Annotated in this window: 7 protein-coding genes; 6 read left to right on the top strand and 1 reads right to left on the bottom strand. The window is 62.2% G+C overall.

Features of this window, described 5'->3' with window-relative positions:
• Nucleotides 1-1,595 precede the first annotated feature (1,595 nt).
• The 4 genes from AD662_RS22755 (at nt 1,596) to AD662_RS22740 (ending at nt 4,184) form a co-directional block, all read left to right on the top strand.
• Nucleotides 1,596-1,928 (top strand): DUF6124 family protein, encoded by a 333-nt coding sequence (locus AD662_RS22755; RefSeq protein WP_003205177.1) that lies wholly within the window; start codon nt 1,596-1,598, stop codon nt 1,926-1,928.
• Nucleotides 1,929-2,610: 682 nt separating this feature from the next.
• A complete protein-coding gene (locus tag AD662_RS22750) occupies nt 2,611-3,027 on the top strand; it encodes an NUDIX hydrolase (RefSeq protein WP_053181389.1) in 417 nt (138 codons plus the stop codon).
• 24 nt (nt 3,028-3,051) lie between these two features.
• Nucleotides 3,052-3,690 carry a LysE family translocator gene (locus tag AD662_RS22745; RefSeq protein ID WP_013694135.1) on the top strand — a complete coding sequence of 213 codons (639 nt, stop codon included), beginning with the start codon at nt 3,052-3,054 and terminating at the stop codon, nt 3,688-3,690.
• The gene (locus tag AD662_RS22740; RefSeq protein ID WP_053181384.1) at nt 3,687-4,184 is read left to right on the top strand and encodes a GNAT family N-acetyltransferase; all 498 of its coding nucleotides are present in this window, start codon (nt 3,687-3,689) and stop codon (nt 4,182-4,184) included. Before AD662_RS22745 ends, AD662_RS22740 begins: the two co-directional genes overlap by 4 nt.
• A gap of 105 nt (nt 4,185-4,289) precedes the next feature.
• Here the strand turns inward: AD662_RS22740 and metR are convergent, their stop codons facing one another.
• Nucleotides 4,290-5,207, bottom strand: coding sequence for a transcriptional regulator MetR (gene metR, locus AD662_RS22735; protein WP_003205167.1), 918 nt, complete (start codon nt 5,205-5,207; stop codon nt 4,290-4,292).
• A gap of 109 nt (nt 5,208-5,316) precedes the next feature.
• Here metR and metE point away from each other — a divergent pair, with 109 nt between their 5' ends.
• The gene (gene metE, locus AD662_RS22730; protein ID WP_053189782.1) at nt 5,317-7,629 is read left to right on the top strand and encodes a 5-methyltetrahydropteroyltriglutamate--homocysteine S-methyltransferase; all 2,313 of its coding nucleotides are present in this window, start codon (nt 5,317-5,319) and stop codon (nt 7,627-7,629) included.
• Nucleotides 7,630-8,046: 417 nt separating this feature from the next.
• On the top strand, nt 8,047-9,066 hold the full coding sequence (locus AD662_RS22725) for an alpha/beta fold hydrolase (RefSeq protein WP_053181379.1): 1,020 nt from the start codon (nt 8,047-8,049) through the stop codon (nt 9,064-9,066).
• The last annotated feature ends 26 nt before the right edge of the window (nt 9,067-9,092 follow it).

Here is a 9,092-nt window from a genome sequence, read left to right as displayed (position 1 = left end):
GCTCACTTTTGAGAAGCGCAAAAGTAAGCAAAACGCTCCTGCCCCACCACTCGGTGCCTCGCTAGTGCTCGGCATGCCCTCACTCCGGCATTGCTCCGTGGGCCCGCCGCGAAGGGCCATCCATGGCCCAGCGCGGCTATCCCGGCATCCATGCCGGGTTACCCACTCCACAATGCCTGCGTTCGGCCATCGTGGTTAACGGGGCGCCGAGATCAACGTCCACCGCGAGGCGGCCTTATAGCCGACCTGGCTCTCCCGGTCGTACACCTGTCAGATCTGTGGGAGCAAAGCTTGCTCGCGAGGCGGCCTAGTAGCCGACCTGGCTCTCYTGGTCGTACACCTGTCAGATCTGTGGGAGCAAAGCTTGCTCGCGAGGCGGCCTAACAGCCGACCTGGCTCTCCCGGTCGTACACCCGTCAGATCTGTGGGAGCAAAGCTTGCTCGCGAGGCGGCCTAGTAGCCGACCTGGCTCTCTTGGTCGTACACCTGTCAGATCTGTGGGAGCAAGGCTTGCTCGCGAGGCGGCCTAACAGCCGACCTGACTCTCCCGGTCGTACACCTGTCAGATCTGTGGGAGTAAAGCTTGCTCGCGAGGCGGCCTAGTAGCCGACCTGGCTCTCTTGGTCGTACACCTGTCAGATCTGTGGGAGCAAAGCTTGCTCGCGAGGCGGCCTAGTAGCCGACCTGGCTCTCTTGGTCGTACACCTGTCAGATCTGTGGGAGCAAAGCTTGCTCGCGAGGCGGCCTAGTAGCCGACCTGGCTCTCTTGGTCGTACACCTGTCAGATCTGTGGGAGCAAAGCTTGCTCGCGAGGCGGCCTAGTAGCCGACCTGGCTCTCTTGGTCGTACACCTGTCAGATCTGTGGGAGTAAAGCTTGCTCGCGAGGCGGCCTAGTAGCCGACCTGGCTCTCTTGGTCGTACACCTGTCAGATCTGTGGGAGCAAAGCTTGCTCGCGAGGCGGCCTAGTAGCCGACCTGGCTCTCTTGGTCGTACACCTGTCAGATCTGTGGGAGCAAAGCTTGCTCGCGAGGCGGCCTGACAGCCGACCTGATTCTTCCGGTCGTACCCCGATCCCATTGTGGGAGCGAGCCTGCTCGCGAAGACGGCGGCACATTCAACATGGATGCAAGCAGACCCATCGCTATCGCGAGCAAGCTCGGCTCCCACAGGGATCGGCGGTGGACACGGATCTTATAAACGACCAAAAACCTGTGTGGGAGCGAGCTTGCTCGCGATGGCGGCCTGACAGCCGACCAGGATTGTGGGAATGGTCGGACAATCCTCCGGGTTGCAGCAGATTTTTCCGACGAACTCTGGCGGTTGCCGGGTGGGAAGGGCTGTCGCTAGTCTTTTCCCGTCGCTGCAAATTCAGCGGCCGGGCTTGGAAATCCGATAAGTAGACGGCGCGAAAGCGCCCTTCATGACGTATGCTTACGGTCGTTTTTTGACCATGCTTTCGTTATGGCGGCTGTGCGCGGGAGACCTTCGGGTCTGTCGGGCTCGTTTACCCCGGTTTTCCAACCTGCGTACGGCTGCCACCCCTCGCTTGGAAACGAACGTGGCAGCTCCAACCTGTAGACGGAGTGTCACCCTATGTTCAAAGCCACACCCAATCCCCCCGAAACCGATCCCCAAGAACTCGATGAAGCCGCCAAGCGCGCCATCGACCATTATCTCGACCCCAAGCCTCAAGCCAAAAAGAAAAAGCCCTCAGGTCAACTGTTCACCGTCGTGGACGGTGTCGACACCGAAAGCCTGCTGGCCAACCTCAGCGAAACTTTGGCCTCAGCCGATGCCATGGTCAGCGACCTTGCCTTCGACCTTAAAGGCTCGCGACGCCATGTTGCCCTTGGCATTCAGCAACTGATCGAGCTGGGCGCTTTATTGGCGAATCGGATGCTGGATAACGTCAATACACAACCCTGACCACACCGCGCGCAGAAGCGAGAAGGCTCGCTTCCACAATTGGACCGGAGTACGACCGGGAGAGCCAGGTCGGCTGTCAGGCCGCCTCGCGAGCAAGCTTTGCTCCCACAGATCTGATGGTTCCCAAAGATCTGATGAGGTGTACGACCGCAAGAGCCAGGTCGGCTGTCAGGCCGCCTCGCGAGCAAGCTTTGCTCCCACAGATCTGATGGTTCCCACAGATCTGATGAGGTGTACGACCGCAAGAGCCAGGCCGGCTACTAGGCCGCCTCGCGGTGGACGTTGATCTCGGGCGCCCCGTTAACCACGATGGCCGAACGCAGGCATTGCGCAGTGGGCAACCCGGCATGGATGCCGGGTTAGCCGCGCTGGGCCATGGATGGCCCTTCGCGGCGGGCCCACGGAGCAATGCCGGAGTGAGGGCACACCGAGCCTAGGCGAGGTGCCGAGTGGTGGGGCAGAGCGTTTTTGGTTACTTTTGGCGCTCTTTCCAAAAGTGAACCGCTGTAAGAGCGGAACCGCCAGCCGCCGTTACCGAAGAAACGGATATACACACCTTAAGTGAACAGCATCAGCCTCCCACAGAGGAACTGCGCTGATTTTTAGTCCAGCACCAGGCTTTGCTCCCACCCCTACGCGCTGTAATCTCCCGGCACTTTCTCGGCCAAGGCTTCGATCACCCATGACCACCTCCCTGATCCGCATCGCCGCCGCCCTGTTGCTCGGGCCCGACGGTCGAACCCTGCTGGTGCGCAAGCGCGGCACCCGGGCCTTCATGCAGCCGGGCGGCAAGATCGAGGCCCATGAACAACCGGTGCAGGCGCTCGCCCGTGAGCTGGAAGAGGAACTGGGGTTGCAGATCGACCCGGCACAGGCCCATTACCTGGGCGTGTTCAGCGCGCCGGCGGCCAACGAGCCGGGGTTTACCGTGCAGGCCGAGGTGTTTTTGCTGAGCATCGACGCCCCGGTTTCACCGGCAGCCGAAATTGAAGAGGTGTGCTGGATCGACCCGGCCGGCGACAGCAATCTTTTGCTGGCACCGTTGACAGGCGAGGTGATCCTGCCGTTTTATCGAGCGACACTTCTCGCTACCTGCTGATTCACGCCTCAAGGACTGATGCTCATGATTCCATTGCCGGACCTGTTGATTTTCGCCGCCGCCGCGTTGCTGATGGTACTGACGCCCGGGCCGAACATGATCTACCTGATTTCCCGTTCGATCTGCCAGGGCCGCAAGGCCGGCGTCACCTCCCTGCTGGGGGTGGTGGCGGGGTTCTTCGTGCACATGTTCGCCGCGGCCGCCGGGTTGACGGCGGTGTTCCTGGCGGTGCCCGTGGCCTATGAAGTATTGAAATGGGCCGGTGCGCTGTACCTGTTGTGGCTGGCCTGGCAGGCCGTCAAGCCGGGCGCGCGTTCGCCTTTCGAGGCCCAGCAGTTACCAGCGGACTCGACGCGCAAGCTGATCACCATGGGCTTTCTCACCAGCGCGCTGAACCCCAAGATCGCGGTGTTCTATCTGTCGGTGTTCCCGCAGTTCATCAGCCCGGAACACGGTTCGCTGTTCACCCAGAGCATCATCCTCGGGCTGACCCAAATCAGCGTCAGTTTCAGCGTCAACCTGTTGATCGCCCTGTTCGCCGCCGGTATTGCCTCGTGGTTCGTCCATAACCCGACCTGGCTGGCGGCGCAGCGCTACTTCATGGGGTTTGTCCTCGGTGCGCTGGCGTTGCGCCTGATGTTTGAGCAACGGCGTTCGGCGTGAGCATCCGACGGTTGAGGGCCGGCGATGCCCAGGCGTATCGCCAGCTGATGCTCCAGGCGTACGCACTGCATCCGCAGGCCTTCACCTCCAGCGTCACCGAGCGGGCCAAGCTGCCTATCAACTGGTGGGAGTCACGCCTGGGCAGCCGGCTCGATGTGCTGCTGGGGGCGTTTGTCGAACAGGAGTTGGTCGGTATCGTCGGCCTGGCCCTGGAGCCCCGGGAAAAAGCCCGGCACAAGGCGCTGCTGTTCGGCATGTATGTCGCCGATGAACAGCGCCATCGCGGGCTCGGCTACCAACTGGTCCAAGCCGCCCTCGCCGAAGCCCGGCGTCATCCCTTCCTGCGTCTGGTGCAACTGACCGTCACCGCCGGCAACGAGCCGGCGCTCAAGCTCTATCAGCGCTGCGGCTTCGTCCTGTATGGCCTTGAGCCGATGGCGATCTGCGTGGGCGACGAATACCACGACAAAATCCATATGTGGCTCGAACTGTGATCCCTCCGCGATTTCCTGTGTATGGGCTTCTGTGGGAGCAAGGCTTGCCCGCGATGGCGTTTTCGCAATCGCCATCGCGGGCAAGCCTTGCTCCCACAGAAGCTATCAGCGCACGGCACTGACGCCGTCGAGGGTTGAAAACGACGTGTCCTTGGCCGTCAGCAAAAAATCGCGCATGTACGGCGCGTCGAGCATGTCGGTGCGCACCGCCGCGTACAGCGTGGCAAACAAGCCTTTCTCTCCCAGCCGCTTGGCCTTCACGTAGCCACGCGAGCTGTATTCATGCAGGGCCCAGTGCGGCATGCCGCACACGCCGCGACCGCTGGCCACCAGTTGCATCATCATTACCGTCAGTTCAGAGGTACGCACCTGGGCCGGTTCAATGTCGGCCGGTTCCAGGAAACGGGTGAAGATGTCCAGCCGGTCGCGTTCCACCGGGTAGGTGATCAGGGTTTCGCTGATCAGGTCCTCGGGGACGATGTACGCCTTGCCCGCCAGTCGATGCTGGTTGGCCACGGCGAGCATCGCCTCGTAGGTGAACAACGGCACGTAGGTGATGCCGGCCAACTCCAGCGGGTCGGAGGTCACCACCAGGTCGAGATCGCCGCGGGCCAAGGCTGGCAACGGCGCGAAGGCGAAGCCCGAGGCCAGGTCCAGTTCGACTTCCGGCCAGGCATCGCGGAACTGGTCGATGGTCGGCATCAACCATTGGAAGCAGCTATGGCACTCGATGGCCATGTGCAGCCGTCCGGCGGTGCCGCCAGCCAGGCGGGCGATGTCCCGTTCGGCGCCGCGCAGCAAGGGCAGGGCGGCATCGGCCAGTTGCAACAGGCGCAGGCCGGCACTGGTGAACCGTACCGGCTTGGTCTTGCGCACGAACAACTGCATGCCCAAGCGCTCTTCCAGTTCCTTGAACTGGTGGGAGAGGGCGGACTGGGTCAGGTGCAGGCGTTCGGCGGCTTCGACCAGGCTGTCGGCTTCGCGCAGGGCGTGCAGGGTCTTGAGGTGACGGAGTTCAAGCACCGGAGTTGCTCCATGAGTAAAACTTGTGATCAACACGAAAAAGTTGAGTTTGTCTCATGTAGGGTCAACTGTCGACAATGGCGCCATCTTTTATAGGAGGACGCACACCATGGCCCTGGCCCACACCCTCGGTTTTCCCCGCATCGGCGCCGACCGCGAACTGAAGAAAGCCCTCGAAGCCTACTGGAAGGGCGACCTGGCCCCGGCCGCGCTGCAAGCGGTGGGGCGCGAACTGCGGGCCCGGCACTGGCAACTGCAGAAAGACGCCGGCATCGACCTGCTGCCCGTCGGCGACTTTGCCTGGTACGACCAGGTGCTCAGCCACTCCTTGACCCTGGGCGCCGTCCCACAGCGTTTCCACAGCACCTTGAATGCCCAGGGCCGGCCGACCCTCGACACCTTGTTCGCCATGGCCCGTGGCGCCACGGCCAGTTGCTGCGGTGCCGACCATGGCCAGGCGCAATACGCCCAGGAACTGACCAAGTGGTTCGACACCAACTACCACTACCTGGTCCCGGAGTTTTCCGCCGACCAGACCTTCGCCCTGAGCTGGGAACAGTTGTTCGACGAAGTGGACGAGGCCCATGCCTTGGGCCACCAGATCAAGCCGGTGATCATCGGTCCGTTGACCTACTTGTGGCTGGGCAAGGCCAAGGGCGCGGCGTTCGACAAGCTCGACCTGCTGGAGCGCCTGCTGCCGGTCTACGGGGAAATCCTCAACCGCCTCAAGGCCCAAGGTGTGGAATGGGTGCAGATCGACGAACCGATCCTCACACTCGACTTGCCTCAAGCCTGGAGGAACGCTTTCGAGCGGGCTTATCACATCCTCCAGTACTCGCCGTTGAAAAAACTCGTGGCCACCTATTTCAGTGGCCTGCAAGACAACCTCGGCCTGGCGGTGAGCCTGCCGGTGGACGGCTTGCACATCGACGCGGTACGTGACCCGGAACAACTGGGCCAGGTGCTGGACCGCCTGCCGACCTACAAGATTCTCTCGGTGGGCCTAGTCAACGGTCGCAACGTCTGGCGCTGTGAACTGGAACAGGCGCTGGCGCAATTGCAACCGGCCCAGGAACGCTTTGGCGACAACCTCTGGGTCAGCACCTCGTGCTCGCTGCTGCACAGCCCGGTGGACCTGGAGCGCGAAGACCGCCTCGATCCGGAACTCAAAAGCTGGCTCGCCTTTGCCGTGCAGAAGTGTGGTGAAGTCGCGGTGCTGCGCGATGCCCTGAACGATCCACAGGCCCCCGCTGTGCAGCAGGCCTTGGCCGACAGCCGCGAGGTGCAGGCCAGTCGCGCCAGTTCGGCGCGCATTCACAAACCCGCGGTCCAGGCGCGCCTGGCGGCAATCGGGCCACAGGACAGCCAGCGGCGTTCGCCGTTTGCCAAGCGCATCGAACGCCAGCGCGCCCGTCTGAAACTGCCGGCCTTTCCCACCACCACCATCGGCTCCTTCCCGCAGACCCCGGCGATTCGCCTGGCACGCCAGGCCTACAAACAAGGCAAGTTGTCGGCCAACGACTATCAGGACGCCATGCACACCGAGATCCGCCATGCCGTGCAGATCCAGGAACGCCTGGGCCTGGACGTGCTGGTGCACGGTGAAGCCGAGCGCAACGACATGGTCGAATACTTCGCCGAGCAACTGGACGGCTATGTCTTCACCCGTTTCGGTTGGGTGCAGAGCTACGGTTCGCGCTGCGTGAAACCGGCGATTATCTATGGCGACATCAGTCGGCCGAACGCCATGACCGTCGACTGGATCCGCTACGCGCAAAGCCTGACCGACAAAGTCATGAAAGGCATGCTCACCGGCCCCGTGACCATGCTGATGTGGTCGTTCCCCCGCGAAGACGTGTCGCGCCAGGTCCAGGCGCAACAACTGGCCCTGGCCCTGCGCGACGAAGTGCTGGACCTGGAAAAAGCCGGGATCAAGATCGTGCAGATCGACGAGGCGGCGTTCCGCGAAGGGTTGCCGTTGCGTCGCGGACAATGGCAGGCCTACCTGGACTGGGCGGTTGACGCGTTCCGTTTGTGCGCGTCGGGGGTGGCGGATGAAACCCAGATCCATACCCACATGTGCTACAGCGAATTCAATGATGTGATCAAGGCCATCGCCGACATGGACGCCGATGTCATCACCATCGAGACTTCGCGTTCGGACATGGAGTTGCTGGAGGCTTTCGAGGCGTTCGACTACCCGAACGACATCGGCCCGGGCGTCTACGACATCCACTCGCCACGGGTGCCGGACACCGCCGAGATGGTTGCGCTGATGAGCAAGGCGGTAAAACGGATCGCCGCCGAGCGGCTGTGGATCAACCCCGACTGCGGGTTGAAAACCCGGGGCTGGCCGGAAACGGAAGCGGCACTGGTGAACATGGTGGCGGCGGCGCGGCAGTTGCGTAGCCAACTGGCCTGAAGCTGACGCCTTGAGCGGGGATCTGTGGGAGCAAAGCTTGCTCGCGATGAAGCCAACGCGATTTCTCTGGAATCGAGGTGCCTGTATCGCGAGCAAGCTTTGCTCCCACAGATACATCCTTTCCCACAGATACATCCTTTCCCACAGATACATCCTTTCCCACAGATACATCCTTTCCCACAGATACATCCTTTCCCACAGATACATCCTTTCCCACAGATACATCCTTTCCCACAGATACATCCTTTCCCACAGATACATCCTTTCCCACAGATACATCCTTTCCCACAGATACATCCTTCGCGCAGGAGACCACTCGGCAATCTTCATCAAACTGTCACGCAACTGTGGCAGCGCGCTTGAACAAACTTCATCAGACTCGCGCTCTACTGGGGTTCTGCGTTTCGGTGTTTCTTCATGCGTGTATTCATTTTCCTGGCCGCGTTGTTTTTCGGCCTGCCGTCGATGGCGGCTTCTCGGTGTGACATCAATGTTGCGACCCAGCGGGTCGATCTGGATCAGGTGAGCCTGGCCTACCAGAGCGTTGGCCGTGCCTCGGATCCGGCGCTGTTGCTGGTGATGGGCCTGGGTGGGCAGTTGATCCATTGGCCGGACGAAGTGGTGGTCGCCCTGTGCGAGCAGGGTTTCCGGGTGATTCGCTACGACAACCGCGACGTCGGCCTGTCCACGTGGCGCCAGGCCCCCGGCAGCGCCAACCTGACCTTCGAAGCCCTGCGCTACAAACTCGGCTTGCCCGTGGCTGCGCCGTATACCTTGACCGACATGGCCGACGACGGGCTGGGGTTGATGGATGCCTTGCAGGTGCACAGCTTTCACGTATTGGGCGTGAGCATGGGCGGGATGATCGCCCAGCACATGGCCGCCATGGCGCCGCAGCGGGTCGAAAGCCTGACCCTGATCATGAGCAGTTCCGGTGCCGAAGGCTTGCCCGCACCCAGCGCCGCACTGGTGCAGTTGCTGTCGCGGCGCAGTGCACCGAATCGCGAAGCGGCCTTGCAGCAACAGGCCGATCTGCTGGCCGCGTTGGGCAGTCCGATGGTGGCGGATGATCGCCAGGTATTGCTGCATCAGGCCGCCGTGGCCTACGACCGGGCCTTCAACCCTGAAGGCGTGAAGCGCCAGATCATGGCGATCATGGCCGAGCCGAGTCGGGTGGCACTGCTCAATCAACTGCGGGTGCCGACCCTGGTGGTCCACGGCACCGCCGACCCTTTGCTGCCGGTGATGCACGGCGTGCATCTGGCGGCGCACATCCAAGGCAGCCAGTTGAAGCTGATCCCGGGCCTGGCCCATCGTTTCCAGGAGGCGTTCAAGGCGCCGTTGCTGGGGGCCGTGTTGCCGTATCTGCAGCAGCACCGCGAGGACACGTCGCACTGGGCGCAGATCGAACCGGTGCAGGCGCCTAATCTGCTCTGATAACCCTGATGGCTTGAGGCCTGCCC

It is taken from the genome of Pseudomonas kilonensis (assembly GCF_001269885.1).
GTDB classification, from domain to species: domain Bacteria; phylum Pseudomonadota; class Gammaproteobacteria; order Pseudomonadales; family Pseudomonadaceae; genus Aquipseudomonas; species Aquipseudomonas kilonensis.
The sequence above is the reverse complement of the archived record's forward strand: the minus strand, read 5'-3'. Positions and strand labels throughout refer to the sequence as shown.

Bases quoted from the DNA above. Each gene is read 5' to 3' on its own strand.
- AD662_RS22750 (WP_053181389.1), top strand. From the start codon at position 2,611: ATGACCACCTCCCTGATCCGCATCGCCGCCGCCCTGTTGCTCGGGCCC.
- AD662_RS22745 (WP_013694135.1), top strand. From the start codon at position 3,052: ATGATTCCATTGCCGGACCTGTTGATTTTCGCCGCCGCCGCGTTGCTG.
- metE (WP_053189782.1), top strand. From the start codon at position 5,317: ATGGCCCTGGCCCACACCCTCGGTTTTCCCCGCATCGGCGCCGACCGC.
- AD662_RS22755 (WP_003205177.1), top strand. From the start codon at position 1,596: ATGTTCAAAGCCACACCCAATCCCCCCGAAACCGATCCCCAAGAACTC.
- AD662_RS22725 (WP_053181379.1), top strand. From the start codon at position 8,047: ATGCGTGTATTCATTTTCCTGGCCGCGTTGTTTTTCGGCCTGCCGTCG.